This is a genomic window from Pseudomonas sp. B12(2026) (assembly GCF_057767015.1).
On the sequence record NZ_CM173430.1, the window covers coordinates 4867717 to 4889741 of the forward strand.

Sequence of the window (22025 nt, forward strand, 5' to 3'; positions counted from 1 at the left end):
GCGTCCGAACCGGTCAGGTCGGTCAGCGCGTCCTGCGCTTCAGACCGACTCCACCTGCCGGCGAAAACTGAAATAACGGCGTAGCGCATCGACCAGTTCGACATATTCCACCGGCGGCGCCACCAGGCTGAAACCGGAGTCGAAGTTGCCCGGATTGACGTCCTCGCGGCACCACTGGCAGGTCGCGGAGAACTCGATCAGCTGCAGCTTGCCGTCGTGCCCGGGAATCTTCAGGCGCATGTCGAAACGGCCGCCCACCAGCATCGGCAGCTGGCTGATCAGCAGCATCCCGTCCAGCGAGACGTTGCCCAGATAGCCCATGGGTTTGTCGGTGATGCTGTTGAACACCTTCAGGTAGTAGGGCAGCTGATGGCGCTCGATATGTCGTTGATGGCGCATAATGGCGTTTCGCTATGAGATGTCGTCCAGTATGACGATGCCGCCCACTGGGGGCCAGTCCTAACGACAACCTTCCGCCAGTCGCGCTTCCAGCTCGCGACGGGCGGCGTCAATCTGTGCATCGCTGTAGTAGGTTCGTTCACCGTCGCTGCCCTGCGTGAAGTAGCGACCGCCCAGGCTGAGCGCGCTCAGGTCGTGCTGCCACTGCGCGCACTGGGCACTCAGCTCGGCCTGTTGCCGGGCCGCCTGGGTCTGCGCGGCGGCCTGTTCGTCACGGCGGGCGTCGTAGAACCGGCGGGCGCGCTCCTCCCGCTCGCGGGTCGCCGCGTCACGCTCGACGACCTGGGGCTTCACTTCGATGCGCTGCGCCCCCGGTGGAGGGGTTTCGCTGAAATGCACCTTGCCCTGCGCGTCGGTCCAGCGATAGATGTCGGCACTCGCCAACAGGGGGAAACACCAGACGCAGAGCCACAAGGCACGCATTCCAACCTCCTCCGTGAAGTCACTCCATGAGATTAGCCAGCCAACGCAAGCGCTCAAGTTCGCCACCGACCGGCGGTCAGGGCGTGAGCGCAGGGCTGCGCGCGCCCTCGCCGGGCACCCGGCCATTGACGCGCAGCGTCTCCAGGCGGGCCCTGGCGCGGAAAGCATACTCGCTGGCCGGGTAGCGGGCGATGATGAACTGGTAGGTCTGGGCGGCGTCGACGAAATACGCCTGCCGCTCCAGGCACAGCCCGCGCAGCATCGAGATCTCCGGCTGCAGCCAGGGCCGCGCGCGGCTCTTGCGCTCGGTTTTCGACAGTTCGAGCATGACCTGCCCGCAATCGCCGTTGTCGTACGCGCGATAGGCGTTGTTCAGGTGGCGGTTCATCGACCAGCTGGTGCATCCGGCAAGGCTCAGAAGCAGCAGCGCGGTGGTCAGGGTTCGCATGGGCATATCCTCCGTTGGGAAGTGTATCGGCCCGTCTTGGCCGGACTGTAGCCCGCCACTAGACTGGCGCGGATCACGCCCCCGGCGCCAAGGAGATGCCATGCGCTCATCGTTCGCCCTGCCCTTCGCGCTGCTCCTGCCGCTGCTCGCCGCCTGCGCCCCCACCACGCCGCTGTTCGTCGCCCAGGTCACCACCGGCGAGGTCGCCGAATACAAGCAGCTGAAGAACAAGCGCATGACCGCTGCGGTGGAAGAGGAAGGCGACCTGCTGACCTACAGCGCCCAGGCGATCCGCGACAACCAGAGCGCGCAGGCCGAGCAGCTCTACCTGAGCGGCTACGGCAACACCCGCTACAGCCCGGAAGTGCGCGCCATCGCGCTGTACCAGATCGGCCTGATCTACATGAGCCGCTTCAACGACCAGCGCGACGATGCGAAGGCGCTGCAGTACTTCGAGCGCATCGACCGCGAGTTCCCCGGCACCCAGGCCGCCGCCCACGCCGACGCGCGCATCCTGGTGATCCGCCAGCGCGCCAGGGAGCCGGTGCAGAAGAGCGCCCGCGAACTGCTGGCGGACTGGAAACCGCAGTACAACCTCGACCTGGACAAGCCCGGCCTCGACCCGGACATGACCCTGCTGTCGCGCCGCGCGGTGCTCAAGGACCGCGTCGGCGAGGCCGCGCAGCTCTACCTGCTGGGCGCCAACGACCCGGCCATCCCGCCGGACATCCGCGAAAAGGCGCTCTACCAGCTCGGCCTGATGTACATGGCGCCGGACAACCCGCACCCCGACCGCGACCAGGCCATCGCCTACCTGCGCCGGCAACTGGCCGAGTTCCCCGACGGCGACCTCGCCGACAAGGCGGCGCGGCACCTCGACCAGGCGCTGAACCAGAACACCCCGCGCAACTGAGATCGGCTGTCCGCGTGCGGCGCTGACCCAGGTCAAGCGCTACGCTTCAGGCTTGGTCTGCAATGGCCGCAGCCCGCGCGAGGAAGCCGACATGAAACTCCAACACCTGCTCGTCGTCATCGACCCCACCCGCGAAGACCAGCCCGCGCTCACCCGCGCCCAGTGGATCGCCGAACGCAGCGGCGCCCGCCTGGAACTGCTGGTCTGCGAATTCAACCCGGCGCTGGACAACGCCCTGCTGCTGGACCCGGCCGACCTCGAGCGGGGCCGGCAGAACCTGCTCGACGAGCGCCTGGTGTGGCTGGAGAAACTCGCCGCGCCCCTGCGCCAGGCCGGCATCGAGGTGAAGTGCGAGGTCTGCTGGGGCAAATCGCAGCACCGGCAGATCGTCCTGCACTGCGAGCAGGGCCAGCCCGACCTGGTGCTCAAGTCCGCCCACCACCACAGCCTGCTCAAGCGCCTGGTGCTGACCAACAACGACTGGCAGCTGATCCGCCATTGCCCGCAGCCGCTGTGGCTGGTGCAGCACGGCCAGTGGCGCGGCGAGCGCCTGTGCGCGGCGCTCGACCCGCTGCACGCCAGCGACAAGCCGGCGGCGCTGGACCACCGCCTGATCGGCGTGGCGCGCGAATTCGAACAACGCCTGAAGCTGCAGGCGCACTACCTGCACGCCTACGTCGCGGTGCCGCACACCCTGGCGTTCAACGCCGAACTGCTGGCCGACTACGACAACTATGTGAAGCGCACCGAAACCCACCACCGCGAAGCCTTCGATGCCCTGCTGGCGCAGTACCCGGACATCGACCGCACGCGCACCCGGCTCGACCAGGGCTTCGCCGAGGAGGTGATCCCCGCCTATGTGCGCGACAACGGCATCGATCTGCTGCTGATGGGCGCGGTCGCCCGCGGGCAGTTCGACAACGCGCTGATCGGCCAGACCGCCGAGCGCGTGCTCGAAGAAGTGGAATGCGATCTGCTGGTGATCAGACCTGTCACCTGAAACAGCGTAAGATGGCGTCCTGGCTGCCCCGCAACCCACTTCGGGCGGCCTGACCGCTGCTTGCTTTCCCCTAGGAGTCCCGCATGTCCCTTCGCCGCACCAAGATCGTCGCCACCCTCGGCCCAGCCAGCAATTCCCCCGAAGTCCTGGAACAGCTGATCCTCGCCGGGATCGACGTCGCCCGCCTGAACTTCTCCCACGGTACTCCCGACGAACACCGCGCCCGCGCCAAGCTGGTCCGCGAGCTGGCCGCCAAGCACGGCCGCTTCGTCGCGCTGCTCGGCGACCTGCAAGGGCCGAAGATCCGCATCGCCAAATTCGCCAACAAGCGCATCGAACTGGCGGTCGGCGACACCTTCCGCTTCTCCACCAGCCACCCGCGTGACGTCGGCACCCAGGACGTCGTGGGCATCGACTACCCGGACCTGGTCAAGGACTGCGGCGTAGGCGACGAACTGCTGCTGGACGACGGCCGCGTGGTCATGGCGGTGAAGGAAGTGAAGGCCGACGAACTGGTCTGCGAAGTGCTGATCGGCGGCCCGCTGTCCGACCACAAGGGCATCAACCGCCGTGGCGGCGGCCTCACCGCGCCGGCCCTGACCGACAAGGACAAGGCCGACATCAAGCTCGCCGCGAGCATGGACCTGGACTACGTCGCCGTGTCCTTCCCGCGTGACGCCAAGGACATGGAATACGCCCGCAGCCTGCTCACCGAAGCCGGCGGCAGCGCCTGGCTGGTGGCCAAGATCGAACGCGCCGAAGCCGTGGCCGATGACGAAGCCCTCGACGGCCTGATCCGCGCCAGCGACGCGGTGATGGTGGCCCGTGGCGACCTCGGCGTGGAAATCGGCGACGCCGAGCTGGTGGGCATCCAGAAGAAGATCATCCAGCACGCGCGCCGCTACAACAAAGCGGTGATCACCGCGACCCAGATGATGGAGTCGATGATCCACAACCCGATGCCGACCCGCGCGGAAGTCTCCGACGTGGCCAACGCCGTGCTCGACTACACCGACGCCGTGATGCTCTCGGCCGAGTCCGCCGCCGGCGAATACCCGGTGGAAGCGGTCAAGGCCATGGCGCGCATCTGCACCGGCGCCGAGAAGCACCCGACCACCAAGAAGTCCAGCCACCGCCTGGGCCAGACCTTCGAGCGCTGCGACGAGAGCATCGCCCTGGCGGCCATGTACACCGCCAACCACTTCCCGGGCATCAAGGCGATCATCTGCCTGACCGAGAGTGGCTTCACCCCGCTGATCATGTCGCGCATCCGCTCCTCGGTGCCGATCTTCGCCTACTCCCCGCACCGCGAGACCCAGGCCCGCGTGGCGCTGTTCCGTGGCGTGGAGACCATCCCCTTCGACCCGGCCGCGCTGCCGCCGGAGCGGGTCAGCCAGGAAGCCGTCGACGCGCTGCTGCAGCGTGGCGTGGTGACCAAGGGCGACTGGGTGATCCTGACCAAGGGCGACAGCTACACCACCCAGGGCGGTACCAACACCATGAAGGTGCTGCACGTGGGCGACCTGCTGGTCTGATCCTGCAATAGACGCTCTTTATGAGCGAGAAAGGCCGCCCCTCGGGGCGGCCTTTTCATTTCGGGTTGCTCAAAGGGCAACCAATGCGTTGAACGCCAGGCGCCGTGCGGGTTCGGCACCTTGGCCCCAAGCTTATCCACAACGCCTTCCACATCTACTGTGGGCAACCTGCCGGGTGTCGCTCAAATACCGTCCAATCCCCTGCAGGCCACGGCTGCCGTGGGTTCACCGGGTTGCCCCAGAGCTTATCCACAGCGCACTCCACAGATTGTGTGGGCAACCTCCAAGCGACTGTCTTCTCTCTTCACCCAGCCCACCATCGTTCGCCGGAGTGGGCTCTTGTCAGGAGCGGATTCATCCGCGATCCGCAAGCTGGAAATCGCGGATACCCCCCTGCAAAAAGCCGCCCGACGCTAACCGGAACCTGTAGGAGCGAGCTTGCTCGCGAACAGATTCCCCGGCAGCGCAGGTGCCAGGCGGTTCGCGAGCATGCTCGCTCCTACAAAAGCCTCACCGGGGCCAGGCGTTTACAGGAACTTCGAGAAATCCGGCTGGCGCCGCTGGGTGAAGGCGCTCAGCGCCTCGTGGGCCTCCGGCGAGTGCAGGCGCTCGACGAAGAGTTGTCCCTCCTCCGCCACCACCCGGCGCAGTTCCTCGATGTAGGGCGCCTTGAGCAGGCGCTTGCTCAGCGCCACCGCCGCCGGCGGCAGTTGCAGGAAGGACCGGCAGACCTCGCGGGCGCGCTCGATGGCGGCGGCGCCGTCGGCCAGCGCTTCGTTGGCGATGCCGAAGGCCACCGCCTGCTCGCCGCTGAAACCTTCGCCGCGCATCAGCAGGCTGGCGGCCTTCACCGGGCCGACCAGGCGCGGCACCAGGAAGCTGGAGCCGAACTCCGGGGACAGGCCGAGGTTGACGAAGGGCATCTTCAGCTTGCTGCCCCGGGCGACGAAGACCTGGTCGCAATGCAGCAGCAGGGTGGTGCCGATGCCCACCGCCGGGCCGGCCACCGCCGCGACCACCGGCTTGCTGCACTCCATCAGCGCGCGCATGAAGCGGAACACCGGGCTGTCCGGCCCGCTCGGCGGTTCCTGCAGGAAGTCGCCGATGTCGTTGCCACTGGTGAAGCATTCGGCGCCGCCGGTGATCAGCACCGCGCGCACGGAACGGTCCGCCTCCGCCGCCTCCAGGCCCTCGGCCAGGGCGGAATACATGGCGCGGGTCAGCGCGTTCATCTTGTCCGGACGGTTCAGGCGCAGGGTCAGCAGGCCCTGTTCGCGCTCGACGAGAAGCTGTTCGCTCATGGCAAATCCTTTCTTATTGGACGTTGGCGCCGCGCGCCAGCGTCAGGCGTGGGGCAGGAACGGGTCGGCCAGGGTCTGGCCGCGCGGCACGCCGCAGAGGTAGAGGCGGCGGGCGAAGACGTCGACGCTGCCGGGATGGCCGCAGAGTAAGGCGATGGTCCGCCGCGAAACAAGCCGGAGTTGCGCCAAAACCTCGGCCGACTCGGCCGCGCTCACCAGCGTCACCTCCAGCTCCGGATGCGCCGCGGCCAGCGCGCGCAGCGGTTCGGCCAGGTAGTGGCCGGCGCGGTCATGGGCCTGGTGGATGACGCGGATCGGCCCGGCATGCCGCTGCCGCAGCGCTTCGCGCAGCACGCCCCAGAGCGGCGCCAGGCCGGTGCCGGAGGCCATCAGCAGCAGCGGCCGCTCGTGCCATTCGGGGTCATAGTGCAGGGCGCCGCCGCGCAGCTCACCCAGGCGGACGCTATCGCCCACTTTCAGTTGGCGGGCGAAGTCGCTGAAGGCGCCGGGCAGGCGGCAGTCGATGTGGAACTCCAGCCAGGGATCGACGCCCGGCACGCTGGCCAGGGAGTACGGCCGCGCCACGCCTTCGGCGCTCCAGAGGATCAGGTGTTGCCCGGCGCGGTAGCGCAGCGGGCGTTGCGGGGTCAGGCGCAGGCGCAGGACGTCCGCCGCCGGCCAGTCCAGTTCGGCGACGCTGGCGGGCAGGCCGTCGCGCTGCGGGTCGAAGGTTTCCACCGCCAGGTCTTCGATCACCCGGCACTGGCACGACAGCCGCCAGCCTTCGTCACGGCGCGCGGCGTCCAGCGCCTCGGGTTGCGCGTCGAGCACCTCGCCGCGGGTGCAACGCACCAGGCAGGCGTGGCAGCTGCCGGCGCGGCAACTGTAGGGCACGGCGATGCCGGCCCCGCGCAGGGCATCGAGCAGGTTGGTTCCGGGTGGCACCGTCCAGCGTTGCGCTCCGGCCCGTATCTCAGGCACGCGTCCACTCCCATGCGGCATCGCAGCGGTTACGTCCGCTGCGTTTCGCACGGTAGAGCGCCTGGTCGGCCCGTTGCAAGGCTTCGTCGAGGTTGTCGCCGGGCTCCAGCAGGGTCATCCCCGCCGACAGGCTCAGCGCTTCGATGTTCACGCCCACCGGTTCGGCATCGCCGTAGGCCATGCGCAGGCGTTCGCAGCAGCTGGTCAGGCGGTCGGCGTCGGCATTGGGCAGCAGCAGGACGAATTCCTCGCCGCCGTAGCGCGCCAGGATGTCGCCCTCGCGCAGGCAGGCCCGCGCCACCGCGGCGAAGGTCTGCAGCACGCGGTCGCCGGCGGCGTGGCCGTGGATATCGTTGATGCGCTTGAAGTGGTCCAGATCGATCAGCGCCAGGCCGTGGCGCTGGCGCTCATGCATGCTCTCCAGCGCGCGGCCGGCCAGGCGCAGGAAGTGACGGCGGTTGAACAGGCCGGTCAGCTCGTCGGTGGCCACCAGGTCCTCCAGCTGGCGCATCATCCCGCGCAGCGTGTCCTGGTGGGCCTGCAGCGCGTAGCGGCGCTGGCGCATGCGCTGGCGCAGCGCCTGGACGTAGCCGGCGAACAGGCTGAGCCAGCCCAGCACGATGAACAGCACCAGCAGTTGCAGGACCGCCTGGGCGGGCAGCTCGAGGCGGTGCTGGAAGGCTTCCCACAGGTTCAGCCCGGCGAAGGCGATGAACGCCAGCGCCGCGCAACGCGCGAAGACCCTGGGCTGCAACTCGAACACGGCAAACAGCAGGATCAGCACGTAGAACACCAGCAGGGTGCCCCGTGCGGTATCGACGTTGGCGAGGAACAGGGTGTGCCAGGCGATCCCGACCAGCACCTGCGGCTCGGTCAGGCTGGGGTCGGCGAAGCGCTGGTTGCGCCCGGTGAGGAACAGCCAGAAGAACACCAGCTGGCTCGCCGCGACCAGGAGCGTGGCGCCGAGGGCGAAGGTGAGCGTGCCACGGAAGAAATCACCAAATACCGCCATCCACAGCAACAGCAGCGCCAGTGCATAAGTCCCGACGGCCATGCCGAATCGCCTGATGAATAGTTTTTGTAAGGCGCGCTGCTTCAGCAGTGTGCTCATGGGGCTCCATCCCGTAATGGCACTTCGCCTCCACTGTACTCCCAAAGCGTCCGGGTGCCTAGCCGACCGGAATGCTGGCGGTCAGGGCCTCTGTGACCAAGGTCGGATCACTGGCGCGTGCGCGGCAACCGGCCGCAGCGCTATACTACGGCGCCTTTTTTCGCCGCCGCCGTGACGGCGAAATCCCGATGCAGCAGGCCTGGCGCCTGTATTCCCGCGTGACCTGTCTTACCTGCCTGAAGAGGACCGTGCTCCATGGCCGTGATCAAGCAAGACGACCTGATCCAGAGCGTCGCCGATGCCCTGCAGTTCATCTCCTACTACCACCCGGTTGATTTCATCCAGGCCATGCATGAGGCCTACCTGCGTGAAGAGTCGCCGGCCGCCCGGGACTCGATGGCGCAGATCCTGATCAACTCGCGCATGTGCGCCACCGGCCATCGCCCGATCTGCCAGGACACCGGCATCGTCACCGTGTTCGTCCGCGTCGGCATGGACGTGCGCTGGGACGGCGCCACCATGAGCGTCGACGACATGATCAACGAAGGCGTGCGTCGCGCCTACAACCTGCCGGAGAACGTCCTGCGCGCCTCCATCCTGGCCGACCCGGCCGGCGCGCGTAAGAACACCAAGGACAACACCCCGGCGGTGATCCACTACTCCATCGTCCCCGGCGACAAGGTCGAGGTCGACGTCGCGGCCAAGGGCGGCGGCTCCGAGAACAAGTCGAAGATGGCCATGCTCAACCCGTCCGACTCCATCGTCGACTGGGTGCTCAAGACCGTTCCGGAAATGGGCGCCGGCTGGTGCCCGCCGGGCATGCTCGGCATCGGCATCGGCGGCACCGCCGAGAAGGCCGCGGTGATGGCGAAGGAAGTCCTGATGGACGAGATCGACATCCACGAGCTGAAGGCCCGCGGCCCGCAGAACCGCATCGAGGAACTGCGCCTGGAGCTGTTCGAGAAGGTCAACCAGCTGGGCATCGGCGCCCAGGGCCTGGGCGGCCTGACCACCGTGCTCGACGTCAAGATCATGGACTACCCGACCCACGCCGCCTCGCTGCCGGTGTGCATGATCCCCAACTGCGCAGCCACCCGTCACGCCCACTTCGTGCTCGACGGCTCGGGCCCGGCCGAACTGGAAGCGCCGTCGCTGGACGCCTACCCGGAAATCGTCTGGGAAGCCGGCCCGAGCGCGCGCCGCGTCGACCTGGACACGATCACCCCGGAAGAAGTGCAGAGCTGGAAGCCGGGCGAGACCATCCTGCTCAACGGCAAGATGCTCACCGGCCGCGACGCCGCGCACAAGCGCATGGTCGACATGCTGAACAAGGGCGAAGCACTGCCGGTGGACCTCAAGGGCCGCTTCATCTACTACGTCGGCCCGGTCGATCCGGTACGTGACGAAGTGGTTGGCCCGGCCGGCCCGACCACCGCGACCCGGATGGACAAGTTCACCAGCCAGATCCTCGAGCAGACTGGCCTGCTCGGCATGATCGGCAAGTCCGAGCGCGGCCCGATCGCCATCGACGCGATCAAGGACAACAAGGCCGTGTACCTGATGGCCGTGGGCGGCGCCGCCTACCTGGTCGCCCAGGCGATCAAGAAGTCCAAGGTCCTGGCCTTCGCCGAACTGGGCATGGAAGCGATCTACGAGTTCGACGTGAAGGACATGCCGGTGACCGTTGCGGTCGACACCCAGGGCGAGTCGGTGCACATCACCGGCCCGGCCATCTGGCAGAAGAAGATCGCCGAAAGCCTGGCGGTGGAAGTGCAGTAAGCCGCTGACGCAAGAAGAAATGCCCGGCACAATGCCGGGCATTTCGTTTGCCGGGCGGTTCCACATTCCCATTGAAACCGCCAGATACATTGAGGTACCCGCTGCCCGAGGATGATCTGCCCAGCATGAACACCCATGTCGGTCCTTCCGTGCGCCAGGACGCCGCCTTTGCGAGCGCCCCGCGATCGGCACTTTCCGATCTCTCGATGCGCAGTGACATCCAGGGGTTACGTGCCATAGCCGTGCTGGCGGTAATGATCTTCCATGCGAACAAGGCCTGGCTCCCGGGCGGATTCATCGGTGTCGATATCTTCCTGGTGATTTCCGGCTTCCTGATTACTTCCATCATCCTGCGCCAACGGGAACAGGGGCGCTTCAGCTTCAAGGACTTCTACCTGGGCCGATTTAGGCGCATCGCCCCAGCCTATCTGGTGCTGCTCCTGGTGGTGGCGGCCGTGATGTCGGCACTACTGACCCCAACCGATTTCAATTTCTTCAAGGAAAGCCTCAACGCGGCGCTGTACTTCAACAGCAATCATTATTTCGCCGGGTTCGGCGACTATTTCGCCCCCAGCGCCCATGAGCTTCCCCTGCTGCACACCTGGTCCCTGGCCGTGGAGATGCAGTTCTATCTGATACTGCCACTGTTCCTGGCCCTGTTACCGACGCGCCTGTACAAGTGGCTAATGCCTGCTCTGGTGGTGTTGGTGACCGCCTATGTAAGTTACCGCCTTGCCGAGTCCGGCAACCGCCAGGCGACCTACTTTTCCCTGCTGGCCCGCATCCCCGAGTTTCTCGTCGGTTCAAGTCTGGCGGTGCTCAGGCCCAGCGCCATCGTCTCGTCACGCCAGGCCAGCTTCCTGGCCTGGATCGGGTTGGCAGTCGTGGTCAGCAGTCTGATCTGGATAGACGAATCCCACTCCTTCCCGGGCTGGATCGCGCTGCTGCCCTGCCTGGGCGCGTCGCTGATGATCACCTCGCGGCACGGTCCGGTCAGCCGCTTCCTGTCCACCAGCCCTATGGTCTGGATCGGTGGCCTCTCCTACTCGCTCTATCTCTGGCACTGGCCGGTCCTCGCGGGCATTCGCTACTACACCGGCAGGTACGAGCTGGAGCCTGCCGAGCTCCTGGCGTTCGCCCTGCTCACCTTCGGCCTGTCCTACCTGTCCTATCGCTGGATCGAGCGACCGTTCCGTTCGACTCGCAACCTTCGCGCAACTCTGGTGCGGTTCCTTGCACTAGGTATCGTGGCAGTTCCGTTGATCGCCACCTCCAGCAAGCTCAATCGCTCCATCGTTGCGCCGCTTCCCATCGAACAGACCCGCTATGCCGTGAATGCGGATATCTGCCACGGCAAGATAGTCGGCGACTGCATCCACGGTGACCGGACCGGCACCGAAACGCTGCTGGTCCTCGGTGACAGCCATGCCGCGCAATTGAATCTGTTCTTCGATCAGGTAGGCATGGCCAACCACTCTTCCGCCCGAATCATCACTGGCAGCAGCTGCGTGACCATCCCAGGGTTCGACGTCGAACGCCTGCCCGAATGGGCCCGCCCCCAGTGCACGGCGCAGATCGCCGCCGCAAAGCCCTTTATCCGCGATGCGCACAAGATCGTGATCGCAGCCATGTGGCAGTACCAGGTCCAGAGCCCGGCCTTCCTGAAAGCCTTCGAGCGGTTCCTCGAAGACACCGATGCCAAGGGGCAGAAGGTGCTGGTGATGGCTCAACTGCCGATGTTCGACTCGGACATGCTGCGCATGAACCGCTTCGAGCAACTACACCTGCCTGTCAGCCGTAAGCTCAACAGTCAATGGCAGGCAGCCAACCGCACCATCGCAGACATCGTCGCCCGCCATCCGTCCGCACGGTTCCTCGACCTTTCCGGAGAGCCGCTGTTCGCCTCCGCCCCCTTCGTCGACAACACCCTGATCTACCACGACAACCATCACCTGAACGAAATCGGGGCACGTCGCTACGGTGAGATCGCGGCCGGTTACTTCAAGGACTTTTGACTCTGCTGGGCCAGGAATGCCCGGAACGCAGGAGCCTCAGTTCGCCAGCAACGGTACCTGCCCAACCTGCTTCCACCAGTCGCGCCAGGTGAACACCTACCCCTCGGCGCGTACCTGGCGCACTTCGGCCAGATCGAGTCTAAAAACCAGTCACTGGTTGGTGGCCGGTGTTCTTCCACTTCTACTGTAGAAAAATCGCCCGAGCGACCAACTGCTACAACCTGAACGACTGGGTCGAACAGGCCTTCTGGTCAAGAAGCACTCCTCGCCTTGGGTATCTCCACGCCCCGTAAAGGCTTTCCGGATTTCATCCGGGCTACGGACGGAGCACTGTGTAGGGTGGATCACGCTTCACCGCTCCACCAGCGGAGCCCGGTATAACACCAGCCATGGAAACGAAAAGCAGTTTCCACTCCACGCGCGGCAGGAGCGGGCAACCCGAACCCTTCTGGAGAGTCTGTTCGTAGGATGGTGTGGAGCGAAGCGATACCCATCGATGCCGCCGGCAACATCGCTGATGGGTATCGCAGGCTCCACCTATCCTACGACGAGCTCCCCGGCCCCGACCGCAGGAGCGGACCTTGTCCGCGAAGGCGGGCATCGCCCGCCCAGCCGATCAGGCGCTGCGCGACACCAGGCTCAGCTCCGCCACCCTGTCCCGCCGCTGGGCGAGGAAGCGCGTGCAGCTCACCCGCAGGAAGGAGGCGAAGTTCACCACCTCGCCGCGGTAGTCCATCACCTCGTCGTAGAGCTTGGCGATCAGCTGGTTGGTGGTCATGCCGTCCACCTCGGCGATCTCCCGCAGGATGTCCCAGAACTGGTTCTCCAGGCGCAGCGTGGTGACCACGCCGCGGATGCGCAGCGAGCGGGAGCGCGACTCGTAGAGGATCGGGTCGGCCTTCACATAGAGTTCGCACATGGACGGTTTCTCCAGCTTCGATGACCGGCCAGTCTACAGGCTGATCTTCGTGCCCAGCACTTCGAGGAACTTCGCCAGCCAGGCCGGATGCGCCGGCCACGCCGGGGCGGTGACCAGGTTGCCGTCGACATGGGCGGCGTCCACCGGGATGTCCACGTACTCGCCGCCGGCCAGCGTCACCTCCGGGCCGCAGGCCGGGTAGGCGCTGCAGGCGCGGCCCTTGAGCACGCCGGCGGCGGCCAGCAGCTGGGCGCCGTGGCAGACGGCGGCGATGGGCTTCTGCGCCGCGTCGAAGGCTTTCACCAGCTCGATCACCCTGGCGTTCAGGCGCAGGTATTCCGGGGCGCGGCCGCCGGGGATCAGCAGCGCGTCGTAATCCTCGGCGCGCACGCTGGCGAAGTCGGCGTTGAGGGCGAAGTTGTGCCCAGGCTTCTCGCTGTAGGTCTGGTCGCCCTCGAAATCGTGGATGGCGGTGCGCACGCTCTGGCCGGCCTTCTTGTCCGGGCAGACGGCGTGGACGCTGTGCCCGACCATCGACAGCGCCTGGAACGGCACCATGGTTTCGTAATCTTCGGCGTAGTCGCCGACCAGCATCAGGATCTTCTTCGCGGCCATCTGCAAACCCTCCCGGCAGGTCCCGGCCATTGTGGCCGGGCATGCGGGAGAGCTTAGCCAGTCGCTCGACCGGCGGGTAATAGGCCGCTACTACGTCCTGCCGTCGAGCTCCGGCTACAGGCCGATGCGCTCGAAGAGGCCGGGCTCGGGCGCTTTGCGGCCACCGGCGGCGATCCTCACCGGCTCCTGCACCCGGCGGGTGGCGGGAATCTCCCGCGAGCCGAGCTCGTTGCCCACCAGGTTCAGCGGCCCGGCGCCCTCCCCGGCGTTGTGCTGGAACCTGGGCGGCGTGTGGGTTTCGTCGTAGCGCAGGTAGTAGACCTCGCCGGCCTTCGCCTCCAGGGCGAAACCGGAGATCAGGGTGAAGTCCAGGGTGCCGCCGGCGAAGAAGGTCCAGAAGCTGCCCAGCAGCGGCCGGCGCATCTGCAACGGGTAGCTGCCCGGCTCGAAGACCATGGCGAAATAGCCGTTGCTCGGCAGGCTGCCGATCAGCTCGCCATCGAGGAACAGCCCCGGCGCTTCCAGCTCCTCGTCGGACCACTGGTTCTGCGGCCGGTAGATGTACACCGTCGCATGCTGCGGATCGCCCGGCTGCGCGCTGAACATCGGCCCGTCCAGCGCACCGAAGAAGGCGCCGGGCGAACTGCAGCCGGCCAGCAGCAGGAGAAAGGCGCACAGGGCCAGTCGGAGCATGGAATGTCCCTCTTGTGGTCATGCCCGGAGCATAACCACGGCGCCCCGCCTTGCCACCCGTCGAAAGTCCGGGTCGATGCGTTCGCCGTCGGGCGCAGATCGCCCCCGCCCGGGCCGGCTACTGACTCAGCACCCTGAGCCGTCCCGGGGTGAACTGCTCCGGCCAGTCGCGGCGGGTGAACACCTGCCCCTCGCGGCGGACCCGGCGAACTTTCTCCAGGTCCAGGTCATGCACCAGCCAGCGGCTTTCCGCAGGCGTCAGTTCCTCGCTCAGCGCCAGCACGCCGTTGGCGGGCATGCCGTAGTCCGGCGGGACGTAGAGGCCGGCGCGGCCGACGTTCTGGTCCAGCGCCGGCGACCAGGGCGCGCGGCCCGCGGTGGGCGCGTGCAGCACGGCGATCTGGTTCTCCAGCGCGCGGGCCTGGGCGCCGATGCGCACGCGGTGATAGCCCGCCTCGGTGTCGGTGCAGCTGGGTGCGAGGATCAGGTCCACCTCCTGCTCGGCGAGGGTGCGCGCCAGCAGCGGGAGTTCGTTGTCGTAGCAGATCAGGATGCCCAGCCGGCCGAACTCGGTGTCGAACACGCGCAGGCCCTCGCCGCCGGCGAGGTTCCACTGCTCGCGCTCGAAGCGCGTCATCAGCAGCTTGTCCTGGGTGCCGAGCAGGCCGTTGGGGCCGAACAGCCAGGCGCGGTTGCGGTAGAGGCCGTCCGCGTCGCGCATCGGCACCGAGCCGGGAACGAAGTAGAGGTTCATCCGCCGCGCGATGGAGCCGCACAGCGCCAGCCACTTCGGCAGCCAGGGTTGCAGGCCGGCGATGGAGCCGTGCAGGTCGCCCCGCTGCTGCGCCGGCAACAGGCCGCTGAGCACCAGCCCGGCGTATTCGGGCAGCACCAGCAGGCGCGCGCCCTGCTCCGCCGCCCCGGCGCAGAGGTCTTCGAGATGCCGCGCGTAGGCGTCCCAGCTTTCGTGCAGTTCGATGGCGTACTGGCAGGCGGCAATGCGGATCATCAGGTCAGCTCCTTGAGCCAGAAGGACATGGGCTTGGCGCTGTCGAACGGTTCGCCGACGTCGCGCCAGTGGTATTGGGCATGCAGTTGCGGGCAGGGACTGAAGCCCCGGTGCAGCCAGAATGCGTCCAGCGTCCGGTAGCCGGCGGGACGCGCCGGGTGGTCCGGCGGGCGCTGCACCGCGCAGAAGGCGCACCAGTCGAAACGCTGCAGCCCGCGCGCAAAGCGCTCGCGTTCCTCGAAGAAGCGCAGGCCGAGGCCGGCGTTGCGGTAGGCCGGCAGCAGCACCGACTCGCCGAAGTAGAAGATGCGCTCGGGGTTCCAGCCCTGTTCGAGGAAGGGCCGCTGGAACGCCTCGCTCTCGTCCTGCAACGGCAGGCCGGTGGCGGCGCCGACCACCCGGCCCCCGTCGAGCACCAGCACACACAGGCTCCAGGCCGAGCGCAGATAGGTGTCGAGGTAGCTCTCCTCGTACTCCGGGCTGCCATCGTAGAGGTAGGGAAATTCGCGCAACACGGTGATCCGCAGGCGCGCCAGGTCATCGATGAAGGGGCGGATGGCTTCGCCGCTGAGCAGGCGGATGTCCGTGGGCATGGTCGTTTTCGTCCGCTGGATGCCGCTAACGGCAAAGTGATGGCCGACGGGGCAACTTACTACAACCTCAACGACTGACAAGCGTAGTTGGGCCGAGCCGGGGCTCTGCGCGATATTCCGCGGCGGCATCGATCGCGGATGAATCCGCTCCTACGAGAGCAGCCCGCACCGTAGGCGCGGACTTCGTCCGCGGTATCCCGGCACGGCGCCATTCGCGGACAAGATCCGCTCCTACACAAGCGCAGCCCGTACCGTAGGAGCGGACCTTGTCCGCGATCCGCCGGCAAGGCCGGCGCTGCAATGGCTCAGGACTGCGTCGCCACCCGCCGCCGCGTCGGCGGCGAGGGCGGCGCCGGCAGCAAATGGCGCACCAGCCATCTGCGCACCGGCACCACGCAGCGCTCCTGTACCAGCACGCAGCTCGTCACCATGAACAACAGGAACAGCGGGTACAGCCACAGCGACAGCGGCTGGCGGGTCGCGGCGTCGACGCAGAAGTCCCAGTCGGCCAGGCAATCGCCCGGCGCGCGGATCAGCTTCTCGGTCCGCGAGAACAGGGTGAACAGCGGCACGTGCAGGGCGAACAGCGACAGCGACGCCGCCCCCAGGCGCGGCGACCAGCGGCGGACCAGGCTGCTGCGCGGGTCGCGCGGCAGCGCGCTCAGGTACACCAGCAGCAACTGCGCCGGCAGCAGCAGGCCGTTGTGCAGCAGGAAGTACCAGAACTTGGCGCCGTGGGTGTAGAGGTAGTCCGCCACCAGGAAATTCACCAGCACGAACGCCCCCATGGCCAGCGCCAGCCAGCGGCCCGGCGTCTGGCCGGCGTCCTTGTACCGGCGGAACAGGCCGTAGGCGAGGATGCCGCCGAGGAACTCCGGCAGGCGCAGCAGCGGGTTGCGGTGCAGCAGGCCGGTCCAGGGCATGCCGTACTGCTGGCTGGCCACCACCAGCAGCGGCGGCACCAGGTACAGCAGCCAGAGGATGAGCAGCCAGCGCCACTTGTGCTGCACCCGCGCCAGCCGTGGCGCGACGTAGGGGAAGCAGAGGTAGAAGAAGAACAGCGTCGACAGCGACCAGAGCGGCGCGTTGAAGGTCAGGTAGTACGGGTTCCACGCCTGCATCATGGTGAGCTGCAGGATGCTGTTGAACAGCAGCTCGCGGTCGCTCATCCAGTGGTGGAACAGCTGCGGCTGGAGCCGTCCGATCGCCTCGTTGGTGTCGTAGATGACGAAGCGCGGCGTGGCCTGCTCGATGTCCGGGCCTATCCCCAGGCCGCTGACCACCAGCAGCACGCCGATGGTCAGCAGGATCGAGAAGATGTGCAACGGGTAGAGGTTGGACAGCCGCTTGGTGAAGAAGCTGCGCGGGCTTTCGCGCAGTTGCCCGTCGCTGACGTAGACGTGGCAGAGCAGGAAACCCGACAGCACGAAGAAGCTGCTGGTGGCGAAGAAGCCCAGGCTGGTCAGCTCGTCCAGGCCGGCGAACTTCTGCTGCGCCGGGTAGCTGTGCAGGGTGTGGTAGACCACCACGTAAAGGCCCAGCAGGAAGCGCAGCCACTCCAGGCCGATGAAGCGTTCCTTCTGAATCGTACTCAACGCCGCTCTCCTATTCGAAAAATCGGTTCGGGCGTTCCACCGGTCAGCGCCGGCGGTCGAGGAAGTTCACCACCAGCCGGTCCAGGGAGCCCCACAGCCGTTCGCGCAGGCGCTTCCACCAGGGCCGGGCATGCCAGCTGCCGAGGTCTATCTCGCGGCTCTGCTGGAAGTCCGCGGCGAAACACTCGGCGACCGCCGCAGTGAACTGCGGATCGAACGCTTCTACATTGGCCTCCAGATTGAAGCGAAGGTTCCAATGATCGAAGTTGCAGGAGCCGACACTGGTCCAATCGTCGACCAGTACCATCTTCAGGTGAAGGAAGCGTGGCTGGTACTCGAAGACCCGCACGCCGGCGCGCAACAGGCGCGGGTAGTAGCGCTGGCCGGCGTAGCGCACCGGCGCGTGGTCGGTGAGCCGGCCGGTGAGCAGCAGGCGCACGTCGACGCCGCGCAGGGCGGCCTTGCGCAGCGCCCGGCGAACCTTCCAGCTCGGCAGGAAATACGGCGTGGCCAGCCAGATGCGCTGGCGCGCGCCGAGCAGCGAGCGGACCAGCGACTGCAGGATGTCGCGGTGCTGGCTGGCGTCGGCGTAGGCCACCCGCGCCATGCCCTGGCCGGCGCTGGGGCGCGGCGGCAGGCGGCTGAGCAGCACCTCCTCGCGGGGCTTCCAGGCGCGGCCGCCGAAGGTCGCCTGCCACTGGCGCTCGAACAGTCGCAGCCAGTCGGCGACGATGCCGCCGGTCATTTCCACCATCACCTCGTGCCAGTCGCTGCGGTTGTCCCGCGCCGACCAGAACTCGTCGGTGGCGCCCGTGCCGCCGACATAGGCGATGCGTCCGTCCACCAGCAGCAGCTTGCGGTGGTCGCGGTACAGGTTGCGCAGCCCGGCCTTCCAGCTCAGCGGGTTGTAATGGCGCAGCTCGCCGCCCGCCTCCAGCAGCTGGCGCCGCCAGGCGGTGGAGAGCTTCAGGCTGCCGAAGGCATCGAACAGGCAACGCACCCGCACGCCGCGCGCGCGGGCGGCCAGCAGGCAGTCCAGCAGGGCCTCGGCGCAGCTGCCGCTTTCCACCAGGTAGAGCTCCAGCTCGACCTGGTGCTGGGCGCCGTCGATGGCTTCGAGCATGCGCGGAAAGAACTGCTCGCCGTCGCAGAACAGGGCAAAGCGGTTGCCGCTGCGCCAGGGAAAGACCGGTCCGCTCATCGCGACACGAAGATCAGCACGGCGCCTACCGGCACCGACAGGCCGATGCTCTTCAGCCCGGCCAGCTTGCGCAGCTGCGCCACGCCCGGCGCCAGGCCGAAATCAGCGGCATCGATCACCAGCGGCGCCAGGGTCACCACCTGGAAACGGTGATCGTCCAGGCGCGTGACCAGCACATCGCTGCGGTAGTCCTTCGCCTGGCCGTGCAGCTCCAGGCGCAGCGGCAGGCGCATCTCCAGCTGCACGCCGCTGGCGAGGTCGCTGATCGGCCGCAGGTCCAGCCGCGCGGTGATCCGCGCCTCCGGGTACTTCTCGGTATCGAACAGCGTCTCGCGCAGCCGCTCGTCGCGCAGCGGAATGCCGGTGTTCACCGAATCCAGCTCGACGCGCAGCTCCGCCTGCCCCTGCGCGTCGACCGTGCCGTGCATCACCAGGAAGCGGTTCACCTCGGCGATATCGGTGTTCTTGCTGGTGACGAAGGTCAGCCGCGAGGACTCGTAGTCGAGGTACCAGGCCGCCTGGGCGGACGCGGCGAAGCAGGTGGCGAGGAGGAAGACGAACAGCGAGCGCATGGAATCCCTTATGCACATGAATGGGTGTAACAGCGGCAAACGATAGCGGCCCGCCGCCGGCTTGCAAACCGGCCGGCGGGCGAGCCCTTGGGCAGTCGCCGGCGCAAAGGGTTCAGTCGGCGAGCATTGCGGGAATCCCGGCCACCAGCGCATCGATGGCGCAACGGATCTTCGACGGCATGTAGCGGCTTTTCGGCCACACCGCATGGATGTCCAGCGGCGGCAGGTTGCAGCGCCCCTTCACCACCACCAGCTCGCCCGGTTTCACATGCCGGGCCAGCAGCCAGGACGGCAGGCGCGCCAGGCCAAAGCCCGCCACGGCGGCGGCGGTGATGGCCTGCAGGTCGTCCATGCTCAGCTGCGGGTCGATGTCGATACGCCGCGCGTGGCCGTCGTCGTCGCGCAGGTCCCAGGGCGAGGTGACGCCAGCGACGGAGTAGCTGATGGCGGCGTGGCCGGCGAGATCGTCGAGCCCTTCCGGCATGCCGTGCTGCGCGATGTACGACGGCGCCGCGCCGATGCTGGTGTACTGCACGCCCAGCTTGCGCGCGGCGAGCGTGGCGCTGTCGCCCAGCGGGCCGATGCGCACGGCGAGGTCGAAGCCTTCCTCCACCAGGTCGACGCGGCGGTCGCTGAAGGACAGGTCGATCTTCAGCGTCGGATGTTGTCGCGCCAGCCCCAGCATCAGCGGCACCACGCAGAGGTGGCCGAAGGAGATCGGCACGCTGACCCGCAGCCGTCCGCGCGGCTCCATCCGTCCGCCTTCCAGCGCGGTATGCGCGGCATCCAGCTCGGCCAGCGCGCGCACGCAGCTGTCGTAGAACACCTGGCCGTCGTCGGTGAGGTTCTGGCTGCGCGTCGTGCGTTGCAGCAGGCGCACGCCCAGGCGCGCCTCCAGCCGGGCAATGGCCTTGCCCACCGCCGAGCGCGTGAGGTTCAGGCGCTCCGCCGCCAGGGCGAAGCTGCCGGCGTCCACCACCTGGACGAAGGTGGCGATGCCATCGAGTCGGTCGTCCATCGGTCTGCCCGTTTGAATCCCGAGAAGACTCAATGATGGGACGAAACGGAGCCAATGGGGAACCCTGTTCTTTTCGACAATGGTGGCTCGGAAAACGGAGCCCCTCCCATGACTGCCCTCCACAACCCCAGAAACCTCATCGCCCTGGCGGCGGTGTGCCTGTCCGCGATGATGTTCGGTCTGGAAATCTCCAGCGTCCCCGCCAGCCTGCCGGCCCTGGAGCGCGTGCTGCACGGCGATTTCCAGGACCTGCAATGGGTGATGAACGCCTACACCATCGCCGTCACCAGCGTGCTGATGGCCGCCGGCACCCTGGCCGACCGCTTCGGCCGCAAGCGCCTGTTCGTCATCAGCCTGGCGCTGTTCGGCCTCACCTCGCTGCTCTGCGGGCTGGCGAGCGACATGCCGAGCATGATCGCCGGGCGCTTCCTGCAGGGTGCCGCCGGCGGGGTCATGCTGATCTGCCAGGTGGCGGTGCTGACCAGCCAGTTCAGCGACCCGGCCGAGCGCGTCCGCGCCTTCGCCGCCTGGGGCGTGATCTTCGGCATCGGCCTGGGCTTCGGGCCGATCATCGGCAGCGCCATCGTTGCCCTGGCCAGCTGGCAGTGGGTGTTCCTCGTGCACGGGCCACTCGCCCTGCTCACCCTGGCACTGGCGCAGTACGGCGCGGTGGAGTCCCGCGACCCGGCGGCCGAACGGCTCGACCTCGGCGGCATGCTCACCCTGTCCCTCGCGGTGCTCGGTACCGTCTTCTACATCACCCAGGGTGCCGGCATGGGCGTCACCAGCCCGGCGGCACTGGCGATCCTGGCGCTGAGCATCGCGTGCCTCTCGGCCTTCATCGTGATCGAGCGCCGCGTCGCCCACCCGCTGTTCGACTTCTCGGTGCTGCGCATCCGCGCCTTCTCCGGCGCCCTGCTCGGCTCGGCGGGGATGAACGTCAGCTTCTGGCCGCTGATGATCTACCTGCCGGTCTACTACCACGGCGTGCTTGGCTACGACGACGTGACCGCCGGCTGGTCGCTGCTCGCCTACACCTTGCCGACGCTGCTGGTGCCGCCCATCGCCGAGCGTCTCGCGCACCGCTTCCAACCCGGCTGGGTGATCCCCGGCGGCATGTTCCTCATCGGCGCCGGCTTCTTCCTCATGCTCTGGGGCAGCGCCGTGGCGCACGCCAGCTGGCTCACCCTGCTGCCCGGCTGCGTGCTGGCCGGCATCGGCCTGGGAATGACCAACACCACGGTGACCAACACCTCCACCGCCGCCGTGCCCGCCGCCCGCGCCGGCATGGCCTCGGGCATCGACATGAGCGCGCGGATGATCTCGCTGGCGATCAACATCGCGGTGATGGGGCTGATCCTGCTGTCCGGCGTCTCCGCCGGGTTGCCGGAGATGGAGGGCGGTGAACGTCTGCAACTGGCCGCGAGCATCGCCAGCGGCCAACTGGACAGCGGCGCTCCCGCCGCCGCCCGGGCCGCCCTGGTGCAGGGCTTCGGCTGGGTGCTCGGCTACGGCGGCATCAGCGCCTGGCTGTTCGCGGCGGGCAGTTTCCTGGTCTTCGGCGCGCACCGGACGACGGGGCGTAGACTGGAAGTCGCCCGCCCCTGAAGCGCAGGAGAATCGCCATGAAGACCGCCCTGCTGTTCGCGCTCATCCTCGCCCTCTCCGCCAGTTGTGGCTTCGGCTTCCAGGTAGAGCATCAGCCGCCTGCCGTCGCGGTCGCCGCGTCGGTCTGATCCGTGGGCAAAAGCCGGGGGAAATCGCGGCGCTTTTCCCGGGGTTCCAGCCTGCAACGGCACCTCAGCTCTTCGTAGGAGCGGACCTTGTCCGCGATCAGTCGGCAGG

The 22025-nt window shown here is 67.4% G+C and carries 21 protein-coding genes; 6 read left to right on the forward strand and 15 right to left on the reverse strand.

Features of this window, described 5'->3' with window-relative positions:
* Positions 1 to 39 precede the first annotated feature (39 nt).
* From AC3B6A_RS22655 to AC3B6A_RS22665, 3 genes are all read right to left on the reverse strand, one after another.
* Complete coding sequence (locus AC3B6A_RS22655; protein ID WP_488399355.1) at positions 40 to 399, reverse strand: PilZ domain-containing protein; 360 nt, start codon at positions 397 to 399, stop codon at positions 40 to 42.
* 60 nt (positions 400 to 459) lie between these two features.
* Positions 460 to 882 carry a DUF4124 domain-containing protein gene (locus tag AC3B6A_RS22660; protein ID WP_488399356.1) on the reverse strand — a complete coding sequence of 141 codons (423 nt, stop codon included), beginning with the start codon at positions 880 to 882 and terminating at the stop codon, positions 460 to 462.
* Positions 883 to 958: 76 nt separating this feature from the next.
* Positions 959 to 1330 carry a tetratricopeptide repeat protein gene (locus AC3B6A_RS22665; RefSeq protein WP_488399357.1) on the reverse strand — a complete coding sequence of 124 codons (372 nt, stop codon included), beginning with the start codon at positions 1328 to 1330 and terminating at the stop codon, positions 959 to 961.
* 100 nt (positions 1331 to 1430) lie between these two features.
* On the opposite strand from AC3B6A_RS22665, the gene AC3B6A_RS22670 reads away from it, so the two are divergent.
* From AC3B6A_RS22670 to pyk, 3 genes are all read left to right on the forward strand, one after another.
* The gene (locus AC3B6A_RS22670) at positions 1431 to 2243 is read left to right on the forward strand and encodes an outer membrane protein assembly factor BamD (protein WP_488399358.1); all 813 of its coding nucleotides are present in this window, start codon (positions 1431 to 1433) and stop codon (positions 2241 to 2243) included.
* Positions 2244 to 2334: 91 nt separating this feature from the next.
* On the forward strand, positions 2335 to 3243 hold the full coding sequence (locus tag AC3B6A_RS22675; RefSeq protein WP_488399359.1) for a universal stress protein: 909 nt from the start codon (positions 2335 to 2337) through the stop codon (positions 3241 to 3243).
* A gap of 83 nt (positions 3244 to 3326) precedes the next feature.
* Entirely contained in the window at positions 3327 to 4778 is a 1452-nt protein-coding gene (gene pyk, locus AC3B6A_RS22680; RefSeq protein ID WP_488399360.1) for a pyruvate kinase, read from the forward strand.
* 527 nt (positions 4779 to 5305) lie between these two features.
* On the opposite strand, the gene AC3B6A_RS22685 is transcribed toward pyk, so the two are convergent.
* The 3 genes from AC3B6A_RS22685 to AC3B6A_RS22695 are packed head-to-tail and all read right to left on the reverse strand — an operon-like array spanning position 5306 to position 8171.
* A complete protein-coding gene (locus tag AC3B6A_RS22685) occupies positions 5306 to 6079 on the reverse strand; it encodes an enoyl-CoA hydratase-related protein (RefSeq protein ID WP_488399361.1) in 774 nt (257 codons plus the stop codon).
* Positions 6080 to 6121: 42 nt separating this feature from the next.
* Positions 6122 to 7060, reverse strand: a complete 939-nt coding sequence (locus AC3B6A_RS22690; protein WP_488399362.1) for an iron-sulfur-binding ferredoxin reductase — start codon at positions 7058 to 7060, stop codon at positions 6122 to 6124.
* On the reverse strand, positions 7053 to 8171 hold the full coding sequence (locus tag AC3B6A_RS22695) for a GGDEF domain-containing protein (protein WP_488399363.1): 1119 nt from the start codon (positions 8169 to 8171) through the stop codon (positions 7053 to 7055). Before AC3B6A_RS22695 ends, AC3B6A_RS22690 begins: the two co-directional genes overlap by 8 nt.
* 255 nt (positions 8172 to 8426) lie before the next feature.
* Here AC3B6A_RS22695 and AC3B6A_RS22700 point away from each other — a divergent pair, with 255 nt between their 5' ends.
* Together AC3B6A_RS22700 and AC3B6A_RS22705 are read left to right on the forward strand one after the other, a co-directional pair.
* Positions 8427 to 9950 carry a fumarate hydratase gene (locus tag AC3B6A_RS22700; protein ID WP_488399364.1) on the forward strand — a complete coding sequence of 508 codons (1524 nt, stop codon included), beginning with the start codon at positions 8427 to 8429 and terminating at the stop codon, positions 9948 to 9950.
* Between the two features lie 125 nt (positions 9951 to 10075).
* Positions 10076 to 11965 (forward strand): acyltransferase family protein, encoded by a 1890-nt coding sequence (locus AC3B6A_RS22705; protein ID WP_488399365.1) that lies wholly within the window; start codon positions 10076 to 10078, stop codon positions 11963 to 11965.
* Positions 11966 to 12581: 616 nt separating this feature from the next.
* On the opposite strand, the gene AC3B6A_RS22710 is transcribed toward AC3B6A_RS22705, so the two are convergent.
* The 9 genes from AC3B6A_RS22710 to AC3B6A_RS22750 all read right to left on the reverse strand — a co-directional run bounded on the left by AC3B6A_RS22710 (position 12582) and on the right by AC3B6A_RS22750 (position 20180).
* Positions 12582 to 12884, reverse strand: a complete 303-nt coding sequence (locus AC3B6A_RS22710) for a ribbon-helix-helix domain-containing protein (RefSeq protein WP_488399366.1) — start codon at positions 12882 to 12884, stop codon at positions 12582 to 12584.
* A gap of 33 nt (positions 12885 to 12917) precedes the next feature.
* A complete protein-coding gene (locus AC3B6A_RS22715) occupies positions 12918 to 13499 on the reverse strand; it encodes a DJ-1/PfpI family protein (protein WP_488399367.1) in 582 nt (193 codons plus the stop codon).
* A 114-nt stretch (positions 13500 to 13613) separates the two neighbouring features.
* Positions 13614 to 14192 (reverse strand): DUF2846 domain-containing protein, encoded by a 579-nt coding sequence (locus tag AC3B6A_RS22720; protein ID WP_488399368.1) that lies wholly within the window; start codon positions 14190 to 14192, stop codon positions 13614 to 13616.
* A gap of 118 nt (positions 14193 to 14310) precedes the next feature.
* Entirely contained in the window at positions 14311 to 15201 is an 891-nt protein-coding gene (locus AC3B6A_RS22725; protein WP_488399369.1) for a carbon-nitrogen hydrolase family protein, read from the reverse strand.
* Positions 15201 to 15794, reverse strand: coding sequence for a GNAT family N-acetyltransferase (locus AC3B6A_RS22730; protein WP_488399370.1), 594 nt, complete (start codon positions 15792 to 15794; stop codon positions 15201 to 15203). Before AC3B6A_RS22730 ends, AC3B6A_RS22725 begins: the two co-directional genes overlap by 1 nt.
* Before the next feature lie 305 nt (positions 15795 to 16099).
* Positions 16100 to 17389: an acyltransferase family protein gene (locus AC3B6A_RS22735; protein ID WP_488399371.1), complete on the reverse strand. Its 1290-nt coding sequence runs from the start codon at positions 17387 to 17389 to the stop codon at positions 16100 to 16102.
* A gap of 43 nt (positions 17390 to 17432) precedes the next feature.
* A complete protein-coding gene (locus AC3B6A_RS22740) occupies positions 17433 to 18590 on the reverse strand; it encodes a phospholipase D-like domain-containing protein (RefSeq protein ID WP_488399372.1) in 1158 nt (385 codons plus the stop codon).
* Entirely contained in the window at positions 18587 to 19162 is a 576-nt protein-coding gene (locus AC3B6A_RS22745) for a YceI family protein (protein ID WP_488399373.1), read from the reverse strand. The genes AC3B6A_RS22740 and AC3B6A_RS22745 overlap by 4 nt, the downstream gene beginning before the upstream one ends.
* Positions 19163 to 19274: 112 nt before the next feature.
* Positions 19275 to 20180 (reverse strand): LysR family transcriptional regulator, encoded by a 906-nt coding sequence (locus AC3B6A_RS22750; RefSeq protein ID WP_488399374.1) that lies wholly within the window; start codon positions 20178 to 20180, stop codon positions 19275 to 19277.
* Positions 20181 to 20288: 108 nt separating this feature from the next.
* Here AC3B6A_RS22750 and AC3B6A_RS22755 point away from each other — a divergent pair, with 108 nt between their 5' ends.
* A complete protein-coding gene (locus AC3B6A_RS22755) occupies positions 20289 to 21788 on the forward strand; it encodes an MFS transporter (RefSeq protein ID WP_488399375.1) in 1500 nt (499 codons plus the stop codon).
* Positions 21789 to 22025: the final 237 nt, after the last annotated feature.

Coding starts and splice junctions, on each gene's coding strand:
- AC3B6A_RS22655 (WP_488399355.1), bottom strand. CDS start 399: ATGCGCCATCAACGACATATCGAGCGCCATCAGCTGCCCTACTACCTG.
- AC3B6A_RS22660 (WP_488399356.1), bottom strand. CDS start 882: ATGCGTGCCTTGTGGCTCTGCGTCTGGTGTTTCCCCCTGTTGGCGAGT.
- AC3B6A_RS22665 (WP_488399357.1), bottom strand. CDS start 1,330: ATGCGAACCCTGACCACCGCGCTGCTGCTTCTGAGCCTTGCCGGATGC.
- AC3B6A_RS22670 (WP_488399358.1), top strand. CDS start 1,431: ATGCGCTCATCGTTCGCCCTGCCCTTCGCGCTGCTCCTGCCGCTGCTC.
- AC3B6A_RS22675 (WP_488399359.1), top strand. CDS start 2,335: ATGAAACTCCAACACCTGCTCGTCGTCATCGACCCCACCCGCGAAGAC.
- pyk (WP_488399360.1), top strand. CDS start 3,327: ATGTCCCTTCGCCGCACCAAGATCGTCGCCACCCTCGGCCCAGCCAGC.
- AC3B6A_RS22685 (WP_488399361.1), bottom strand. CDS start 6,079: ATGAGCGAACAGCTTCTCGTCGAGCGCGAACAGGGCCTGCTGACCCTG.
- AC3B6A_RS22695 (WP_488399363.1), bottom strand. CDS start 8,171: ATGAGCACACTGCTGAAGCAGCGCGCCTTACAAAAACTATTCATCAGG.
- AC3B6A_RS22700 (WP_488399364.1), top strand. CDS start 8,427: ATGGCCGTGATCAAGCAAGACGACCTGATCCAGAGCGTCGCCGATGCC.
- AC3B6A_RS22705 (WP_488399365.1), top strand. CDS start 10,076: ATGAACACCCATGTCGGTCCTTCCGTGCGCCAGGACGCCGCCTTTGCG.
- AC3B6A_RS22710 (WP_488399366.1), bottom strand. CDS start 12,884: ATGTGCGAACTCTATGTGAAGGCCGACCCGATCCTCTACGAGTCGCGC.
- AC3B6A_RS22715 (WP_488399367.1), bottom strand. CDS start 13,499: ATGGCCGCGAAGAAGATCCTGATGCTGGTCGGCGACTACGCCGAAGAT.
- AC3B6A_RS22720 (WP_488399368.1), bottom strand. CDS start 14,192: ATGCTCCGACTGGCCCTGTGCGCCTTTCTCCTGCTGCTGGCCGGCTGC.
- AC3B6A_RS22725 (WP_488399369.1), bottom strand. CDS start 15,201: ATGATCCGCATTGCCGCCTGCCAGTACGCCATCGAACTGCACGAAAGC.
- AC3B6A_RS22730 (WP_488399370.1), bottom strand. CDS start 15,794: ATGCCCACGGACATCCGCCTGCTCAGCGGCGAAGCCATCCGCCCCTTC.
- AC3B6A_RS22740 (WP_488399372.1), bottom strand. CDS start 18,590: ATGAGCGGACCGGTCTTTCCCTGGCGCAGCGGCAACCGCTTTGCCCTG.
- AC3B6A_RS22745 (WP_488399373.1), bottom strand. CDS start 19,162: ATGCGCTCGCTGTTCGTCTTCCTCCTCGCCACCTGCTTCGCCGCGTCC.
- AC3B6A_RS22750 (WP_488399374.1), bottom strand. CDS start 20,180: ATGGACGACCGACTCGATGGCATCGCCACCTTCGTCCAGGTGGTGGAC.
- AC3B6A_RS22755 (WP_488399375.1), top strand. CDS start 20,289: ATGACTGCCCTCCACAACCCCAGAAACCTCATCGCCCTGGCGGCGGTG.